This window comes from Stenotrophomonas sp. AS012628 (assembly GCF_010608305.1).
Taxonomy (GTDB): Bacteria; Pseudomonadota; Gammaproteobacteria; order Xanthomonadales; family Xanthomonadaceae; genus Stenotrophomonas; species Stenotrophomonas geniculata.
This window is the reverse complement of sequence record NZ_VMBJ01000032.1, coordinates 39,349-56,452: the sequence shown is the minus strand read 5'-3', so window position 1 is coordinate 56,452 and position 17,104 is coordinate 39,349. Positions and strand designations below refer to the sequence as shown.

General features: G+C 66.7%; 16 protein-coding genes. 9 read left to right on the top strand and 7 right to left on the bottom strand.

The annotated features are described in order from the left end of the window. Positions 1-114: 114 nt before the first annotated feature. Positions 115-939 (bottom strand): helix-turn-helix transcriptional regulator, encoded by an 825-nt coding sequence (locus tag G5A07_RS14565; protein ID WP_191863496.1) that lies wholly within the window; start codon positions 937-939, stop codon positions 115-117. After that, a complete protein-coding gene (locus tag G5A07_RS14560; protein WP_032129894.1) occupies positions 936-1,640 on the bottom strand; it encodes a VIT family protein in 705 nt (234 codons plus the stop codon). The genes G5A07_RS14565 and G5A07_RS14560 overlap by 4 nt, the downstream gene beginning before the upstream one ends. A gap of 152 nt (positions 1,641-1,792) precedes the next feature. Between G5A07_RS14560 and G5A07_RS14555 the strand changes: the two genes are divergently transcribed. Next, positions 1,793-3,157, top strand: coding sequence for a glutamate--cysteine ligase (locus G5A07_RS14555; protein ID WP_049452780.1), 1,365 nt, complete (start codon positions 1,793-1,795; stop codon positions 3,155-3,157). Between the two features lie 88 nt (positions 3,158-3,245). Here G5A07_RS14555 and G5A07_RS14550 read toward each other — a convergent pair whose 3' ends face one another. Continuing rightward, positions 3,246-4,304, bottom strand: a complete 1,059-nt coding sequence (locus G5A07_RS14550) for an NAD(P)-dependent alcohol dehydrogenase (protein WP_005419275.1) — start codon at positions 4,302-4,304, stop codon at positions 3,246-3,248. A 107-nt stretch (positions 4,305-4,411) separates the two neighbouring features. Here G5A07_RS14550 and G5A07_RS14545 point away from each other — a divergent pair, with 107 nt between their 5' ends. Further along, a complete protein-coding gene (locus tag G5A07_RS14545; protein ID WP_049411730.1) occupies positions 4,412-5,296 on the top strand; it encodes a LysR family transcriptional regulator in 885 nt (294 codons plus the stop codon). Between the two features lie 77 nt (positions 5,297-5,373). Here the strand turns inward: G5A07_RS14545 and G5A07_RS14540 are convergent, their stop codons facing one another. Continuing rightward, positions 5,374-6,036 carry a TetR/AcrR family transcriptional regulator gene (locus tag G5A07_RS14540; protein WP_191863495.1) on the bottom strand — a complete coding sequence of 221 codons (663 nt, stop codon included), beginning with the start codon at positions 6,034-6,036 and terminating at the stop codon, positions 5,374-5,376. 76 nt (positions 6,037-6,112) lie between these two features. Between G5A07_RS14540 and G5A07_RS14535 the strand changes: the two genes are divergently transcribed. Then, positions 6,113-6,808 (top strand): hypothetical protein, encoded by a 696-nt coding sequence (locus G5A07_RS14535; RefSeq protein ID WP_049411723.1) that lies wholly within the window; start codon positions 6,113-6,115, stop codon positions 6,806-6,808. A 12-nt stretch (positions 6,809-6,820) separates the two neighbouring features. Here the strand turns inward: G5A07_RS14535 and G5A07_RS14530 are convergent, their stop codons facing one another. Next, complete coding sequence (locus G5A07_RS14530) at positions 6,821-7,237, bottom strand: VOC family protein (RefSeq protein WP_109814479.1); 417 nt, start codon at positions 7,235-7,237, stop codon at positions 6,821-6,823. A 59-nt stretch (positions 7,238-7,296) separates the two neighbouring features. Next, entirely contained in the window at positions 7,297-8,400 is a 1,104-nt protein-coding gene (locus G5A07_RS14525) for an alkene reductase (protein WP_191863494.1), read from the bottom strand. 128 nt (positions 8,401-8,528) lie between these two features. Here G5A07_RS14525 and G5A07_RS14520 point away from each other — a divergent pair, with 128 nt between their 5' ends. Further along, a complete protein-coding gene (locus G5A07_RS14520) occupies positions 8,529-9,434 on the top strand; it encodes a LysR family transcriptional regulator (RefSeq protein WP_043400088.1) in 906 nt (301 codons plus the stop codon). A 47-nt stretch (positions 9,435-9,481) separates the two neighbouring features. Here G5A07_RS14520 and G5A07_RS14515 read toward each other — a convergent pair whose 3' ends face one another. Then, the gene (locus G5A07_RS14515; RefSeq protein WP_191863493.1) at positions 9,482-12,574 is read right to left on the bottom strand and encodes a TonB-dependent receptor; all 3,093 of its coding nucleotides are present in this window, start codon (positions 12,572-12,574) and stop codon (positions 9,482-9,484) included. A gap of 214 nt (positions 12,575-12,788) precedes the next feature. Between G5A07_RS14515 and frmR the strand changes: the two genes are divergently transcribed. The 5 genes from frmR (at position 12,789) to G5A07_RS14490 (ending at position 17,059) form a co-directional block, all read left to right on the top strand. Beyond that, positions 12,789-13,064, top strand: coding sequence for a formaldehyde-responsive transcriptional repressor FrmR (frmR, locus tag G5A07_RS14510; protein ID WP_005411009.1), 276 nt, complete (start codon positions 12,789-12,791; stop codon positions 13,062-13,064). 66 nt (positions 13,065-13,130) lie between these two features. Further along, positions 13,131-14,240: an S-(hydroxymethyl)glutathione dehydrogenase/class III alcohol dehydrogenase gene (locus G5A07_RS14505; RefSeq protein ID WP_010480874.1), complete on the top strand. Its 1,110-nt coding sequence runs from the start codon at positions 13,131-13,133 to the stop codon at positions 14,238-14,240. 8 nt (positions 14,241-14,248) lie between these two features. Then, positions 14,249-14,608, top strand: coding sequence for a YqcC family protein (locus tag G5A07_RS14500; RefSeq protein WP_010480873.1), 360 nt, complete (start codon positions 14,249-14,251; stop codon positions 14,606-14,608). Positions 14,609-14,671: 63 nt separating this feature from the next. Further along, complete coding sequence (gene fghA / locus G5A07_RS14495; protein WP_191863492.1) at positions 14,672-15,502, top strand: S-formylglutathione hydrolase; 831 nt, start codon at positions 14,672-14,674, stop codon at positions 15,500-15,502. Between the two features lie 111 nt (positions 15,503-15,613). Then, complete coding sequence (locus tag G5A07_RS14490) at positions 15,614-17,059, top strand: GGDEF domain-containing protein (RefSeq protein ID WP_191863491.1); 1,446 nt, start codon at positions 15,614-15,616, stop codon at positions 17,057-17,059. Positions 17,060-17,104: the final 45 nt, after the last annotated feature.

Below are 17,104 nucleotides of genomic sequence, written 5' to 3'. Positions count from 1 at the left end.
GGCGTCCCCGCAAACCCACAGTGCCCCGCCATCCCGCGGATAGCCCGCTGTTGCTGTTGCTTTGGCTCTTGCACTCGCTTCGGCAGGTGCAGGGCGCAGCCCTGCCGAACCCCCTCAAATGTCTGTGGGAGCCAGCCCGTACTGCTCGGCGAAGCGCTTGCTGAAACTCGCCACAGACCGATAGCCCGCGCGTGCGGCCACGGTCTTCAACGGCAGGTCCGTGGTGTAGAGCAGCTGCATGCCATGCGCCAGCCGTGCCTCGGTGAGCAGCTGGCGCAGGCTGGTGTCCTCGGCAGCGAGCCGGCGGCGGAGGGTCGCGCCGCTCAGCGCGAACTGTTCTTCCACATCGCGCGACTGCCAATCGCGTGCCGGTTCGGCGGCGATGCGGTCGCGGATCTGTTCGCCCAGGCTCGGCGCCTGCGGCAGCAGCAGGTTGCCGTGGCCCTGCCGGCACAAGGTCAGTACCAGCGAGGCCAGCGTCAATCGTGCTTCGCTGTAACGCCCGTCCTGCAGCGATTGCCGCCATTGGCGCAGTACCGCGCCATGTTCGATCAACGGCAACCGCGCCATCGCCTGGCCAGGCGCGGGAAGCCCCTCGATCCACAGCGTGCGAGCGGCCGCCAGCACTTCGGCACACAGCGGCACGATGGCGCTGAGGTAACGGCCACTGCGCGGGTCGGGGGTGTTGACCACATCGATGCGGCAGCGCTGGGTCAGCAGCAGGATGTCGCCGGGAACGAACGCCAGAGACTGATGAGCGGTACGCACCTGCTTGCGGCCTTCCAGCAGGATCGCGAACTGCGGTTGCGGAATCTCCACCGAGCTGGCGCCATGCTCGCGACGTGCGGTGATGCAGGCATAGCCGTCGGCGCGCTCGCAGCCGGCCAGACTGGCCATCTCAGCCAGCAGTGCGGTGGCCGCGGGCAGCATGGCGGTCATGTCACGTGTGCGCCGAGCAGGCGACCGACGCCGGCGGCTGCGGCCATCGCCAGCGCGCCCCAGAACATCACCCGGATCGCGCCGCGTACCGGCGGTGCGCCGCCGGCCTGGGCTGCCATTGCGCCGGTCAGGCACAGGCCGAGCAGGGTGCTGGCGGTGGTCATCATCGCGACCTTGTCGACCGGCGCCAGCAGCGCGGTCAGCACCGGCAGTGCCGCACCGCAGGTGAAGGCGCCGGCCGAGGCCAGCGCTGCCTGCAGCGGGCGGGCGCGCAGGGTATCGGTAATGCCCAGCTCGTCGCGGGCGTGGGCGCCCAGTGCGTCGTGGGCGGTGAGCTGTTCGGCCACCTGCCGTGCCAGCGCCGGCTCCAGGCCACGGTGGCGGTAGATCGCGGCCAGCTCTTCCAGCTCGCTGTGCGGATCTTCGTGCAGTTCGCGTTTTTCCATCGCCAGGTCGGCGTCTTCGGTGTCGGCCTGGGTCTGCACCGAGACATACTCGCCGGCCGCCATCGACATCGCGCCGGCCACGGTGCCGGCCACGCCGGTGGCCAGGATGGTCGCAGCGGAGGCGCCGCTGGCGGCTACGCCGACCACCAGGCCGGCCACCGAGACGATGCCATCGTTGGCCCCCAGCACGGCGGCACGCAGCCAGCCGACGCGCTCGGAGCGGTGCAGTTCGGGGTGTCGTGAATGGCGGCTCATGCCCCCGAGTGTACGAGGGTCAAGAGGGCGTCGGTAGGATGCTGAAAACCGTCTCCGTCGCATGACGCAACGGGTCGCCACGCTATAGTGCGCCCTTGCGATGGAAGGCTCCGAGCCCCACATCCCCCGCCACCGTCCAGCGAGCCTTCCCCTTGTCGAGCCCCAGCCACGTCGCCGATACCCCCATTACCGACCGCTCGCAGCTGGTGGAGGTGATCGCCTCCGGCGAGAAGCCCCGCGCGCAGTGGCGCATTGGCACCGAGCACGAGAAGTTCGGGTTCCGCCTGGATGACCTGCGCCCGCCGACCTTTGAAGGCGAGCGCGGCATCGAAGCGCTGCTCAATGGGCTGGTCCGCTTCGGCTGGGAGCCGGTGCAGGAGAATGGCAACACCATCGCCCTGCTGCGCGATGGTGCCTCGGTGACGCTGGAACCGGCCGGTCAGTTGGAACTGTCCGGAGCGGCGCTGGAGACCATCCACCAGACCTGCGTGGAAACCGGCACCCACCTCAATGAAGTGGCGCAGGTGGCCGGCGAACTGCAGCTGGGTTTCCTCGGCATGGGCTTCCAGCCGAAGTGGAAGCGCGATGAGATGCCGTGGATGCCGAAGGGCCGCTACAAGATCATGCGCTCGTATATGCCCAAGGTCGGCTCGCTCGGCCTGGACATGATGACCCGCACCTGCACGGTGCAGGTGAACCTGGACTACGCCACCGAAGCGGACATGGTGAAGAAGTTCCGCGTGTCGCTGGCGCTGCAGCCGATCGCCACCGCGCTGTTCGCCGATTCGCCGTTCACCGAAGGCAAGCCCAACGGCTACCTGAGCTACCGCTCGCACATCTGGACCGACACCGACGCCGACCGCACCGGCATGCTCGACTTCGTGTTCGAGGATGGCTTCGGTTACGAGCGCTATGTCGATTACCTGCTCGACGTGCCGATGTATTTCTCCTACCGCGATGGCATCTACCACGACGCCAGCGGGCAGAGCTTCCGCGATTTCATGCAGGGTAGGCTGCCGGTGCTGCCGGGTGCGCTGCCGACCCTGCGCGACTGGTCGGATCACATGACCACCGCGTTCCCGGAAGTGCGCCTGAAGAAGTACCTGGAAATGCGCGGCGCCGACGGTGGCCCGTGGAGCCGCCTGTGCGCGCTGCCGGCGTTCTGGGTCGGCCTGCTGTACGACGACACCGCACTGGATGCCGCCTGGGACCTGGTGCGTGACTTCACCCTGGCCGAGCGCCATGCACTGCGCGACGGCGTGCCGAAGCATGCAATGAACCTGCCGTTCCGTAATGGCAGCGTGCGCGACCTGGCCCGCGAAGCGGTGAAGATTTCCGTTGAAGGCCTCAAGCGCCGCGCGGCGCGCAATGCAGACGGCCAGGATGAGAGCAAGTTCCTGGACGTGCTGCAGGAGATCGTCGAATCCGGCCTGACCCCGGCCGAGCGCAAGCTGGCGCTGTTCCATGGCCGCTGGCACGACGACGTCGATCCGGTGTTCCGCGAGTTCGCGTATTGATGATGTTGGGTGGGTGCCGGCCTTGGTCGGCACGCGATGAAAAAACCCCGGCAGTGCCGGGGTTTTTCTTTTTCACACCTGCCTTGGATCAGGCCGCGTTCTTCATCGTCGCCATGTCGATCACGAAGCGGTAGCGCACATCGTTCTTCGCCATGCGTTCCCAGGCTTCGTTGACGTTCTTGATGTCGATCATCTCCACATCGCTGACGATGCCGTGCTCGGCACAGAAGTCCATCATTTCCTGGGTCTCGGCCATGCCGCCGATCGCCGAGCCGGTCAGGTGCTTGCGGCCGAAGATCACGCTGCCACCGGTCAGCGGCGGGTCCAGTTCGGTCAGTACGCCGACCAGGCACATGGTCGCCTCGCGCTTGAGCAGGCCCATGTACGGGTTGGTGTCATGGCCGACCGGAATGGTGTTGAGCAGGAAGTCGAAGCTGCCGGCATGTGCCTTCATCTGTGCGGCATCGCGCGAGACCAGCACTTCGTCGGCGCCCAGGCGCTTGGCATCGGCCCCCTTTTCCGGGGTGGTGGTGATCATCACCACGTGCGCGCCGAGTGCCTTGGCGAACTTCACGCCCATGTGGCCGAGGCCACCCAGACCGATCACGCCAACCTTCTGGCCCGGGCCGACCTTCCAGTGGCGCAGCGGCGACCAGGTAGTGATGCCGGCGCACAGCAGCGGGGCGGCCGCCTTCAGGTCGAGGGTGTCGGATACCTTCACCACGAAGCGCTGCTCGACCACCACGTGGTCGGAATAGCCGCCGTAGGTCGGTGCGCCGCTTTCGCGTTCACGGCCGTTGTAGGTCCAGGTCGCGCCTTCGGCGCAGTACTGCTCCAGGTCGTGCTCGCAGGCGTCGCAGTGGCGGCACGAGTCGACCATGCAGCCCACGCCGGCGTGGTCGCCGACCTTGAAGCGGGTGACGTTGCTGCCGACCTCGGTCACGCGGCCGATGATCTCGTGGCCCGGCACCATCGGGTAGATCGAGCCACCCCAGTCGTCGCGGGCCTGGTGCAGGTCGGAGTGGCAGATGCCGCTGTAGAGGATCTCGATGCGCACATCGTCCGGGCCGACCGCGCGGCGTTCGAACTCGTACGGAATCAGCGGGTCGGTATGTGAATGGGCGGCGTAACCACGGGCGAGGGACATGGGGAATCCTTGGCAGGGTTTATCGAAAGGCGTTTTACAATACGCCCCGTTCCCAGCGGCAGGAATCTCGGATATCGGCATGATTCATCAAGTGGAACTGCACAATCATGGCCACTGACAACCTCACCCACCTGGCCGCGTTTGCCGCGGTCGCCCGCCACCGCAGCTTCCGCCGCGCCGGTGCCGAGCTGGCGCTGTCGACCTCGGCGGTGAGCTATGCGATCCGCGCGCTGGAAGAGCGGTTGGGGGTGGGCCTGTTCCATCGCACCACCCGCAGCGTGGCCCTGACTGAGGCCGGGCAGCGCCTGCTGGAGCGCCTGCAGCCGGCGCTGGGCCAGGTGCATGACGCGCTGGAAGAGATGAACCAATTCCGTGCCGCCCCGGCTGGCCTGCTGCGCATCAACGCCACCCGCGCGGCGGTACCGACCCAGTTGGGGCCGCGACTGGCGCGCTTCCTGCACGCTCACCCCGACGTGCGGGTGGAGCTGACCGAGAACGATGGCCTGGTCGACATCGTCGCCGAGGGCTACGACGCCGGCGTGCGCCTGCACGAGTTCGTGCCCGAGGACATGGTGGCGGTGCCGATGGGGCCACCGCTGCGCGGGCTGATTGTCGGCTCGCCGGACTACCTGCGGCGACACCCGGCACCACAGCATCCGCGGGACCTGGCGGCACACGAATGCATCCGCTTCCGCTTCGCCAGCGGGCATCTCTACAAGTGGCAGTTCGAGCGTAGCGGGCAAGCGCTGGAGATCGATGTGCCGGGCCGGCTCACGTTGAGTGAGCAGGGCACCGTCGTGGGTGCAGTGCTTGATGGCATCGGCCTGGCCTACGTACTGGAAGACACGGCAAGGCCCTACATTGATTCGGGGCAGATGGTGGCGGTGCTGGAAGACTGGAGCGAACCGTTCGCCGGCTTCGCGCTGTACTACCCGAAGCAGCGGCAGATGCCCGGTGCGCTGCGCGCGTTCGTGGATATGCTGCGCGAATGAGTTGCGATGGAGGATGTGGTGCCGACCAACGGACGGCACCCACCACCCACTGTCGTCCATGCGCGGATGGGGCAACCCTACGGCACCCGCAACACCGGCGCCAACAACGCCAGGCACTCACGCAGGTGCACCTCCACCGGCGCATCCTCGGCCACCACGCCGATCACGCGTTCGCGCAGCGGCTCGGCCACGGCCATTGCCAGAATCAGTCGCGCCATGCGAACAGGATCTCCCTCGCGCAGCAGCCCGCGCTGCTGCTGCCGCGCCAGCCAGTCAGCCAGCAGCGCTCGGCCGCGTTCGATGCCATTGTCCAGATAGGCCTGCAGCAGCGCGTCCTTGCCGGGGAAATCGGTGGCCAGCAGGCGGAACACCTGCACCGCCTGCGCCGACAGCGCCTGCGCGCAGACCGCCTGCAGGATGTCCTGCAGCAACGGCAGCACCTCGTCGGCACCGTGCGCATCGCGCTGCAGCTGCGGCGCGAAGCCGTCGGTCCATTCGCGCACCGCCAACCCGACCAGTTCCTCGCGGTTGCTGGCGTGGCGGTACACGGTCTTCTTCGCCACCCCGGCATGGGTCGCCACCGCTTCGATCGTGGTCGCCTCGTAACCCTGTGCCAGCAGCAGCTCCAGCGTGGCCTGCAGCACGGCGTGGCGGACCTCGGCTTCCGGTCGAGCGGGGCGGCCGCGGCGGCGGCTCGGTGTTGTGGGCTCGGGCAGGGGGGGGCTGTTCATTGCCCCCATCTTACCGCATCCGGCTAATTGCGAAACGAATAACGTTTCCGTATTGTCGGGTCTCCCAACACCGCAGGAGACCCCGATGGATACCGCTGTGAACGCACGCGCCTGGCTGGACCACCACGATCTGCTCGACCCGGCGCCGATGCACCTGGAGACCGGCATCCAGCGCCGCGAAGATGGCACCCTGCTTGTCGCGGTGCGTACCGATCTGCACGGCTGCAAGGGCCGCATGCTGGACTGGTGGTTCACCTTCTTCGAGACCACCCAGCACATCCGCTGGTGGCATCCGGTTGATCATGTCGAGCATCGCGGCTGGGACGCGGCGTGGCAGCGCGGGCGCAGCTACCACGGTGCCAGCATCCATGCGGTGGAATCGCTGGCCGACATTCCGCCGGTGGCGGCGCGCCTGAAGTTCCATGATCCGCGCACGTTGTTGGTGCCAGAGCGCCTGCAGGCGGCACAGGATGCCGGCGATGTATCGGCGGTGATTGCCGCGCGCATCGGCTTCGGCGACCACGTGCGCCTGGATGCAAACGGTGATCCCTGCGACGGGCAGATGCTGCACGTGGCACGCGATACGCCGTTCGGCTGTGTGCTGCGCAGCCGCTTCGTGCTGGGCCTGGACAGCGCTGATCCGCACCGCGATGCCGGCGATGCGGTCGGCCTGGGCCTGCTCAAGCACTGCTACACGGAGTTCAGTTTCCTCTCGCGCTTGCTGCCGTCGCTGTACTACGGCGAGCGTGCCAATGGCGAGGCAGTGCCTTTGCCGTGGTGAGTGGTGCAACGGTCATTCGACCAGCGCGTCGTAGCCTTCAGCACTGAACTGGATCAGGCAGAAGCCGTGGCCGAACGGATCGGCCAGCACGGCGATGCGTCCCCAGCGACGCTCGCGCACGGACTGCTCGAGCGTCGCTCCGGCTGCGACTGCACGTACCAGCGCGGCGTCGATGTCATCCACCACCCAATCCAGGTGCAGCGGCGTCCAATGGCGCTCGTAGTCGCGCACGTCGCCGTCTTCGGTGGCGGCGCTGCCGGCGTCGTTGTGCAGCAGGTAGAGCGGCGCTGGCCCACCGAGCAGCTCCACGGCACCCGGGCCGAGACGGCGGCCGATGCGCAGGCCGAAGGCCCGGATGTAGAAGTCTTCGGCAGCGGCGAGATCGGGGACATCGAGATTGACGATGAATGACGCGGTGGGCGTATCCATGGGCAGATCCGGTGGATGCGGGCGGGCAGTGTACGCCCGCATCCACGCGTGGCGTGGCTCTATTGTGCGCGCGGGTAATCGAGGTAGCCTGCCTCGCCGCCACCGTAATAGGTGTTGCGGTCCGGCGTGGCCAGCGCGACGTTGTGCTGCAGGCGCTCGACCAGATCCGGGTTGGCGATGAACGGCTGGCCGAACGCGGCCAGGTCGATGGTGCCGGCGTCGATCAGCTGCAGGGCGCGTTCGCGGGTCATGCCACCGGCCAGGATCACGGTGCTACCGTAGGCCTGCTTGAACTGCTGCAGGAACGCCTCGCCCAGCACCGACTGGCCCGCCTGCAGGTTGTCGTTGAGGTGCACATAGGCCAGCCCGCGCGTGCCCAGTTCCTCGGCCAGGTACAGATAGGTGGCTTCGTTGTCGGGGTAGAAGGGCATGTCGAAGGTGAGGTTGTTCGGTGCCAGGCGCACGCCGATGCGATGCGCACCGATGCGTTGCGCCATTGCATCGACGGTGTCCAGGATCAAGCGCGCACGATTGGGCAGCGAGCCGCCGTAGCAGTCTTCGCGCTGGTTGATGAGCGGGTTGAGGAACTGTTCGAACAGGTAGCCGTTGGCGGCATGCAGCTCGATGCCGTCGAAGCCGGCCGCAATGGCGTTGTCCGCGCCGCGCACGAAGTCGTCGACGATGCCGGGGATCTCGGCGGTCTCCAGTGCACGTGCCGGGGTGGGATCGGCATGGCCGCGGCTACCATCGGCCAGATACACGAACGAGGTGTTCTTCGGTGCGCTGGCCACCGGGCGCGTGCCGGCGCTGACCGGTTGGCCACCATCGGGCTGCAGCGAGGAATGCGACATGCGGCCGACGTGCCAGAGCTGGGCGAAGATCGTGCCCTGCGCGGCGTGCACCGCCTCGGTGACGAGCTTCCAGCCGGCCACCTGTTCGGCCGACCAGATGCCCGGCACGTCGATGTAGCCCTGGCCCTGCGGCGAGACCGGCGTGCCTTCGCTGATGATCAGGCCGGCGCTGGCACGCTGCCGGTAATACTGGGCGGTCAGTTCGTTGGCCACGACGCCGGGGTTGCGGGCGCGGGTCATCGGGGCCATCGCGATGCGGTTGCGCAGGGCGGTTCCTGAAAGGTCGAACGGGCGGAAGAGGGCGGCGGTCATATCTGTCATCTCGATGCGGGGGAGGCGCCAGCGGCGCGATGCACACAGGATGGAGTTGACATGCAGGCGCATAAAGCGCTTCGATCTCCCTTGGTGCGGGACTATTTGTCCCCAATGGAGTGCGAACGATGCTGCCGCTGGAATCCTTGAATGGCCTGGTGACCTTTGTCACCACCGCACGCTCGGGCAGCTTCACCGAAGCTGCCGATGCGCTGGGCATCTCGCGCTCAGCAGTGGGCAAGGCCATCGCGCGGCTGGAAACACGGCTGGGGGTGCGCCTGTTCCATCGCACCACGCGGCGCATCGCGCTGACCACCGATGGCGAGGCGTACTACGCCTCCTGTGCGGCGGCGCTGGAAGAGATCTCCGCGGCCGAGGCCTGCCTGGGTTCGGCCGGCCTGCCCAGCGGGCGGCTGCGCATCGACATGCCGTCCTCGTTCGGGCGGCTGGTGGTGTTGCCGGTGCTGCTGCGGTTGTGCCGGCAGTACCCGGACCTGCAGTTGACGATGACCTTCACCGATCACTTCGTCGATCCGGTCGAGGAAGGCATCGACCTGCTGATCCGTTTCGGTGGGCTGCACCAGGCAGAGCATCTGGTGGCGCGGCGGCTGGGGCGCCAGCGGCTGGTCACCTGCGCATCGCCGGAATACCTGCAGGCACACGGCGTGCCGGCCACCGTGGAGGAACTGGCGCAGCACCGCAGCATCGTCGGCTTCCGCCATGGCCAGCCGGTCTGGTGGCGGATCGGCAGCGAGCAGGACGAGGGAACATTCATTCCCGGTGCGCCCTATCAACTCAATGATGGCGATGCGGTGATCGAAGCGGCCATCGCTGGCCTCGGCATCTGCCAGATGCCCATTTCACTGGTGCGCCGCCATCTGGATTCCGGCGCGCTGCAACTGGTGCTGGACGCGCACATGCAGCGGCACATCGACATTCATGCGCTGTGGCCGCCAACCCGGCACCTGCGGCCGAAGGTTCGCTATGTGGTGGATGAGCTGACCCGGTTGGCGGAACAAGGTCTGTTTGATTGAGCGGGGCCCGTATAGCGGGCCCCGCCTGTGAAACCGCTGTGGCTGGCCTACTTGAAGTTGTAGCGCAGGCTGGCCATGTAGCGACGGCCCAGTGCATCCAATACATAGGGGAACGGACCGATGTCGTCGCCCACGTTGATTACCGACAGCGTCACGCGTGCGGCATCGGTGATGCGGTAGGTGACGTTGGCGTCCCAGGTGGTCCAGCTGTCGCGGTAGAAGTACTGACGGCTTTCCGGGGTATCGGTCATCGTGTACTGGGCGCGGCTGGTGTAGTTGGAGGCCACGCCGTAGTTCCAGTTGCCGATGCGATGCTGGGCGGTCCAGCGGAACTGGCGCTTGGGCTCGTTGAAGCTGCCCGCCTGTTCGACGAACGGCACGTCCCGGTTCGCGGCCTGGCCACGGTTCTTCGGCATGTAGCCGTAGAAGTCCAGGTCCAGCACGCCCAAGCGCGACAGGTCCCAACGGTAGCCGACTTCGGCGGTCCAGCCACGGAACATCAGTACCGGGCCGTTGCCATACTCGGTCTTGATGCTGGTAGCCACGCCGGTGTTCGGATCACGCGTCACCAGGCCGCAGAAGCGGTTGGCGTTTGGCACGTTGGCGGCGTTGAAGTCGGCAGTGTCGAAGCAACCGGTGATGATGTCGTTGGCGCTCAGCGACGTGATCACGTTGTTGATCTTGATGTCATACCAGTCGGCGGCGACGCGCAGGCCCGGGATCCACTCCGGCGCGAACACGATGCCGGCCGTCCACGACTTCGCCGTTTCGTTCTGCAGGCGGGTGCTGCCGTTGGTCGAGCCCAGCGTATTGGTCGGCTGCTGGCGGAAGGTGTTCGGATCGGCGCCCGGGTAGGCGGCGAAGAACGCCTGGCAGTTGCGGCGACGCACCGCCGGATTGGAGCCGCCGCTGATGTTGTCCAGCGAGCACACTTCCGGGATGTTGTAGTAGGCCGGCTGCTGGGTGGTGTAGAGCTCGGCGATGGAGGGCGCACGCAGTGACTGGGTCTTGTTGCCGCGCAGCTGCAGGCCGGCGATCGGTTCGTACTGGATGCCGTAGGTGAACGCATTGAACGCGCCGGCGACGGAATTGTCGACGCGGCGGAACTTGGCGGTCAGGTCCAGGCGATGCAGGCCCGGGATGCCCCAGTCGGGATTGAACAGCGGTGCCAGCACTTCGGCGAACACTTCATTGGTGTGGTATTTGCCTTCCGCCGCCTGGGTCGGCACCGAACGACCCTGGCCCAGGCGCTGGTACTCGCTGGGGGTGAAGGAGCCTTCTTCGCGGCGGTGCTCGAAGCCGGCCGCGGCGGACAGCTCGCCGCCGGGCAGATCGAACAGGCCGCCGGATACCGACGCGTTTATGACGGTCTGGCGGGTCTGCGCCTTGGCCACGGTCCGGGTGGAGACGTAGTCCAGGGCTTCGCGCGACGCCTGGTTCTCGCCGAACAGATTCAGCGGGCGGCAGTTCGCATCGGCCGTGGTGCCCGGGCGGGTGGCGTCACAGATGATGCGCCCGCTGGCGTCGGTTGTGACGTTGATCGCATTGATGAAGTTCTGCTGGATCAGGCCGGTGCCGAGGTAGTCGAAGTCACCGCGGCCATGGGTGACGCTGGCTTCCCAGTTGAAGCTGCGCTTTCCAACCTCGAAGAAGCCGTTCAGCCCGAGCACCGCGCGGGTCAGGCGGGTCTCGGTGCTGGCGTTGTTCATCGACAGGTCGCGCGAAGAGCGCGACAGGCGGAACGAGGTGATGCCGTTGTCGGCGAGGATCTTGCGGGTTTCCGCACTCAGGAACGGATTGCTGGCGCTGAAGGTCAGCGCACCGCTGGCGGTACCGCCGCCATCCAGGCGTGCATTGCCGAAGGACACGGCGTTGTAGACGTTCTGGTCCAGGGTTTCGCGGGCGGTCGCTTCGTATCGCGATAGCTCGAAGAAGCCGCGCACGTTGTCGGTGAAGTCGAAGCTGCCGGTGGAGAACACCGAGCGTCGTTCGAGGTCGGCGATCAGCGGCACCGTCTCGAACAGGTTCAGCCCGTCACCGCCGGAGGCGTTGCCGCCCGCATAGCTGGTACCGGGATTGAATTCGACCAGCTTGCCCTCGTTGTTGAACTGCCACAGTTTGTCTTTGTTCGGGCCGAAGCCAAGGATGTCGCCCAAGCCGTTGCGCGTGTAGCTGCCGGTCGCCGGCATCACCAGGCCACCGAAGGTCATGCTGGCGATGCGCCGGTTGCGGATCCAGACCTGGTCGGGGATGCCGTCGGCCGGTCCGGTATTGAAGGGAATGCTGCCGTCGATGCGGCCATCATTGGTTGGCCGGCGCAGGGGCTGGAAGTTGCCAGCATTGGCTGCAGTGGGGTTGGCCTGCAGGCTGTAGCCCTGGCGGTAGAAATCACGTTGCAGCGCGTTCACGCCGTCGGCATTGTCCAGTTCCGCGGCCACCACGATGTGGCCACGCCCATCGGCGAGTCCGGTACCAAAGATGGCCGACCAGGAGTAGCGCTCGTTGTCGTTCTTGCTGGTTCTGCCATAGCCCAGTTCGACTTCGGCGCCATCGAACTTGTCGCGCAGGATGATGTTGTTGACGCCGGAGATCGCATCCGAGCCATAGGTGGGGGCACCGCCAACGCTCAGGCTTTCAATGCGTTGCACCATGACGCTGGGAATGGCGTTCATGTCCACCTGGATGCCCGAGCCGCCGCCGGCACCGAAGATGGTGGGCGGGGTAGAGGTCACGAAGCGGCGTCCATTGACCAGGGTCAGCAGGCGATTGCTGCCCAGGCCGAACTTGCTGGCGAAGTTGACGCCCGCACCGAAACCGGCCTGGTCGCCGCGCGAACTGACGCCTGCACTGACCCCGGGAATCCGGGTCACCGCGTCGATGAGGTTGGTGTCGCCATAGTTCTCGATCGATTCACGGCTGACCACCGCAGCGGGTTCCAGCGTGTCGAAGCCGGCGCGGTAGATGCGCGAGCCGGTGACGGTCATCCGGTCCAGCTGCACGGGGGTCTTGCTGCTGGCGGGCTCGGCCTCCTGTTCCTGCGTGGCGGCCTGCTGCGCCATGGCCGGTGCGGCGGCCACCAGCACCAATGCCGAACCCAACGCGACAGACAAGCGACTGCGGGCGAACAACGGTCGGTACATGATCTCTCCCTGGTCACGCCAATGTGACTCAGGGATAAACGCAAGGGCGAATGCGACACCCTAGGCCATGAAAAAGTAACAATTGAATCTATTTACTATTCATTCATATTTGCAGGCTGATCTGTCCGTAGCGCATGCCCCGGCATGCATGATGTGGCTTCATCCGTCCGCGCATGTATACTATCCCCCAGTATAGTTCCGAGGTGGCCCCGTCATGCCGCACTCCCCCGAGGAGAAGAAGAAGGTCCTGGCCCGCGTGCGCCGCATCCGCGGCCAGTGCGATGCGCTGGACCGCGCGCTGGAAGCCGGTGCCGACTGCGGGCCGGTGCTGCAGCAGATCGCGGCCATCCGTGGCGCGGTCAACGGCCTGATGTCCGAAGTGATGGAGGCCCATCTGCGCGAGGAGTTCGGGCAACCCGCAGCCTCCGACGAACAACGCGCCGAACGCGTGCGCGACATGAGCGCGTTGATCCGCTCGTACCTGAAATAAGCATCGGCGCCACATCGCGTCGATCGTCCTGCCATCCCATTCCCGCCTGATCCTGGAGAAGCCACCATGAAGTCCCGTGCCGCCGTCGCCTTTGGTCCCGGCCAGCCGCTGCAGATCGTCGAGATCGACGTCGCCCCGCCGAAGAAGGGCGAAGTGCTGGTCAAGATCACCCACACCGGTGTCTGCCACACCGATGCGTTCACCCTGTCCGGCGATGACCCGGAAGGCCTGTTCCCGGTGGTGCTGGGCCATGAAGGCGCCGGCATCGTGGTGGACGTGGGCGAGGGCGTGACCAGCGTCAAGCCCGGCGACCACGTGATTCCGCTGTACACCGCCGAGTGCGGCGAATGCCTGTTCTGCAAGAGCGGCAAGACCAACCTGTGCGTGTCGGTGCGCGCCACCCAGGGCAAGGGCGTGATGCCCGACGGCACCAGCCGCTTCAGCTACAACGGCGAGCCGCTGTACCACTACATGGGCTGCTCGACCTTCAGCGAGTACACCGTCGTTGCCGAAGTCTCGCTGGCGAAGATCAACCCGGACGCCAACCCGGAACACGTCTGCCTGCTCGGCTGCGGCGTCACCACCGGCATCGGCGCGGTGCACAACACCGCCAAGGTGCAGGAAGGCGACAGCGTGGCGGTGTTCGGCCTCGGCGGCATCGGCCTGGCGGTGATCCAGGGCGCGCGCCAGGCCAAGGCCGGCCGCATCATCGCGGTGGACACCAACCCGTCCAAGTTCGAGCTGGCGCGCGAATTCGGCGCCACCGACTGCATCAATCCGAAGGACTACGACAAGCCGATCCAGCAGGTCATCGTCGAGATGACCACCTGGGGTGTGGACCACAGTTTCGAGTGCATCGGCAACGTCAACGTGATGCGCGCGGCGCTGGAATGCGCGCACCGTGGCTGGGGCCAGAGCGTGGTGATCGGCGTGGCCGGTTCGGGCCAGGAGATCTCCACCCGTCCGTTCCAGCTGGTGACCGGCCGCAAGTGGATGGGCACCGCGTTTGGTGGCGTGAAGGGCCGCAGCCAGCTGCCGGGCATGGTGGAAGACGCGATGAAGGGCGATATCGAACTGGCCCCGTTCGTCACCCACACCATGGACCTGGACAGGATCAACGACGCCTTCGACCTGATGCATGAAGGCAAGTCGATCCGTTCGGTGGTGCACTACTGAGCCGCGTCATGGGCTGGCTGGATGCCCTGCGCCGGCCGCGTGCGGAAGACCCGCGCGCGGCGCTGGTGGCCCCGATCGAGCAGGCGTTGCGTGCGCTGGGCTGGGTAGTGGGCGAGGTGCGGCCAGCGCGTACGGTGACCTCGGCCTTCGGCAGCGACGATGGCATGCCATTCGAGCAATGGCTTGCGCAGGTATTCCTGCCGCGCCTCTACGAGGCGCGCGCGGCCGGGCAGTGGCCGCCGCGCAGCGATGTGGCGGTGGCGGCCTCTCGCAATCTTGATGGCCAGCCTGGCGTCGAACCATTGCTGCGCCTGCTGGCGCAGCTGGATGAACGGATCAACAAAGGCATCCACGCCGCGCGTGGATAAGCCGACCAAGGTCGGCATCTACCAGAAGTACGCGTGCGCTGGCGCGCCGCGCAGGAGAGCACCATGGAACGCATTGAACACCGCGCCTGTTTCGGCGGCTGGCAGGACGTCTACCGCCATCATTCCACCACGCTGGGCTGCGACATGCAGTTCGCCGTGTACCTGCCGCCGCAGGCGGAAACGCAGGCGCTGCCGGTGCTGTACTGGTTGAGCGGCCTGACCTGCACCGAGCAGAACGTCATCACCAAGGCCGGCGCGCAGCGCTATGCGGCCGAGCACGGTGTGATCATCGTTGCGCCTGATACCAGCCCGCGCGGCGATGACGTGGCCGATGCCGAAGGCTATGACCTGGGCCAGGGGGCGGGGTTCTACCTCAATGCCACCCGTGCGCCGTGGGCGAAGCACTACCGCATGCACGACTACGTGGCACAGGAACTGCCGGCACTGATCGAGGCGAATTTCCCGGTCACCGATGCGCGTGGCATCAGCGGCCACTCGATGGGCGGTCACGGTGCGCTGGTGATCGCGCTGCGCAACCCGGGGCGCTACCGCAGCGTGTCGGCGTTCTCGCCGATCGTTGCACCCAGCCACGTGCCGTGGGGGCAGAAGGCCTTCCATGCCTACCTGGGCGACAACCCGGCGGACTGGGCGCAATGGGATGCCAGCGAGCTGGTCGCTGTGGCCCGTGAGCGCCTGCCGTTGCTGGTCGACCAGGGCGAGGCGGACGAATTCCTGCAGACCCAGCTGCAGCCGCAGCGCCTGCAGCAGGCCTGCGATGCCGCCGGCCATCCGCTGACCCTGCGCCTGCAGCCGGGCTACGACCACAGCTACTACTTCATCGCCAGTTTCATCGGGGAGCACATCGCCCACCACGCCCGCGCCCTGCACGGCTGAGGGCGTTCCGGTGGTGCACGCGGAGTGTCGTTTTGCCGCAGTGGATCACGCCGCTGTGGCGTGCAGGCGCGCTATGGTGCGGCCATACGGCCTTGCGGATCGGGGGGATGCATGCCGGTAGTGCTGGCGATGCTGTACGTGCTTTGCCATGGGCTGGTCGTGGCGTTCTGGCCGAGCCCGGCGGGCGTAGGCTCTTTCGTATTCCTGACCGGTGCGCCGCTGCTGGCCGCTGCCGCGTGCCTGGTGCGGGCGCAACGTGACCGCGCCGCTCTGGGCTGGCGTGCTACCGCGATGGCACTGCTGCTGTGGGCCGGCGGCATGACGTTCAACATGGTGGATGCGCTGGGCGCCGGCCGGGCTGACTTCACCCCGCGCGTCAGCCTGTTGTTGTACGTGCTGTATGGCGTGCCGCTGGTGTTCATCCTGGCCCGGGCACGCCGCGAGCGCTTGAGCATCAGCCTGATCGACGCGGCGATGGCGGCGTTGCTGGGGGTGCTGTTCTTCGTGCACACCGCATCGTTTGCCGCCCGTGTCGAGGTCGACGCCCATGCGATGTCCAACATGCAGCGCATGTTCGACATCCAGAATCTGTGTATCGCCGGGTTCGCCGTGGTGCGATGGCTGGCCGGCGACGTGCCCGAACGGCGTAGATTCTTCCGCGCACTGGCGCTGTACGCTCTGGCCTATCTGCTGGTGGCCTACTACATCAACCATTACACATCCGATGATGCATTCGGTGCGTTCAACGATCTGCTGATCGACGTACCTTTTCTGCTGATTGCCTGCTTGGCGCTGGACACGGCGCCGGACACAGGCACCACGGCACACCAGAGGCTGGCGCGGACGGTGCAGGCCGCCGGCCCGATCATCCTGCCATTGCTGCTGCTGGTGGTCGGCACGTTGGTGGTCGATCATGCGCGGCCGTTGGCGGTCGCGGGCTTCGTCGTAGCTACCCTTGGTTTCGGCCTGCGCAGCGTGTTGCTCCAGGCGGATCTTCTGGAACGCCAGGCAGCACTGGATCAACTTGCGCGGCAGGATGGCCTGACCGGCGTGGCCAACCGTCGCGAATTCGACGCACGGCTGATGTCCGAGTGGAATCGCGCACGGCGCAGCGGCACCGAGCTGGGCCTGCTGCTGGTGGATATCGACCACTTCAAGGCCTTCAACGACCAGCACGGCCATCCGGCTGGTGATCGTTGCCTGCAGGCGGTGGCCGGGGTGCTGAAGGCCATAGCCGGTCGCGGTGGTGACAGCGTTGCTCGCTATGGCGGCGAGGAATTCGCCGTGATCGTGCCGGGAAGCCCGCTCTCGGGCGTGCTGGCGCTGGCCGAGCGCCTGCGCGAGGCGGTGGCAGCGCTGCCACTGCCGGAAGGGTCGGTCAGTATCAGCATCGGAGTGGGCTACCTGCATCCGCCGGCCCTGGCCAGTGCCGATCAGTTGCTGGCGGACGCCGATGCCGGCCTGTATGCCGCCAAGCGCGCCGGTCGCAACCAGGTGATCCTGCATGCGCACGTGCTCGACGACGAAGGCAGTGCGCACGGCAGGATGGATTGCTGAGCACGCCAGGTAGCCGCTCCCTGTGCGCGATTGCGCACGGTCCGC

What these genes read in the sequence shown, in the direction of transcription:
- G5A07_RS14565 (WP_191863496.1), bottom strand. Translation starts at nt 939, where the DNA reads ATGACCGCCATGCTGCCCGCGGCCACCGCACTGCTGGCTGAGATGGCC.
- G5A07_RS14560 (WP_032129894.1), bottom strand. Translation starts at nt 1,640, where the DNA reads ATGAGCCGCCATTCACGACACCCCGAACTGCACCGCTCCGAGCGCGTC.
- G5A07_RS14550 (WP_005419275.1), bottom strand. Translation starts at nt 4,304, where the DNA reads ATGTCCCTCGCCCGTGGTTACGCCGCCCATTCACATACCGACCCGCTG.
- G5A07_RS14545 (WP_049411730.1), top strand. Translation starts at nt 4,412, where the DNA reads ATGGCCACTGACAACCTCACCCACCTGGCCGCGTTTGCCGCGGTCGCC.
- G5A07_RS14540 (WP_191863495.1), bottom strand. Translation starts at nt 6,036, where the DNA reads ATGGGGGCAATGAACAGCCCCCCCCTGCCCGAGCCCACAACACCGAGC.
- G5A07_RS14535 (WP_049411723.1), top strand. Translation starts at nt 6,113, where the DNA reads ATGGATACCGCTGTGAACGCACGCGCCTGGCTGGACCACCACGATCTG.
- G5A07_RS14530 (WP_109814479.1), bottom strand. Translation starts at nt 7,237, where the DNA reads ATGGATACGCCCACCGCGTCATTCATCGTCAATCTCGATGTCCCCGAT.
- G5A07_RS14525 (WP_191863494.1), bottom strand. Translation starts at nt 8,400, where the DNA reads ATGACCGCCGCCCTCTTCCGCCCGTTCGACCTTTCAGGAACCGCCCTG.
- G5A07_RS14520 (WP_043400088.1), top strand. Translation starts at nt 8,529, where the DNA reads ATGCTGCCGCTGGAATCCTTGAATGGCCTGGTGACCTTTGTCACCACC.
- G5A07_RS14515 (WP_191863493.1), bottom strand. Translation starts at nt 12,574, where the DNA reads ATGTACCGACCGTTGTTCGCCCGCAGTCGCTTGTCTGTCGCGTTGGGT.
- frmR (WP_005411009.1), top strand. Translation starts at nt 12,789, where the DNA reads ATGCCGCACTCCCCCGAGGAGAAGAAGAAGGTCCTGGCCCGCGTGCGC.
- G5A07_RS14505 (WP_010480874.1), top strand. Translation starts at nt 13,131, where the DNA reads ATGAAGTCCCGTGCCGCCGTCGCCTTTGGTCCCGGCCAGCCGCTGCAG.
- G5A07_RS14500 (WP_010480873.1), top strand. Translation starts at nt 14,249, where the DNA reads ATGGGCTGGCTGGATGCCCTGCGCCGGCCGCGTGCGGAAGACCCGCGC.
- fghA (WP_191863492.1), top strand. Translation starts at nt 14,672, where the DNA reads ATGGAACGCATTGAACACCGCGCCTGTTTCGGCGGCTGGCAGGACGTC.
- G5A07_RS14490 (WP_191863491.1), top strand. Translation starts at nt 15,614, where the DNA reads ATGCCGGTAGTGCTGGCGATGCTGTACGTGCTTTGCCATGGGCTGGTC.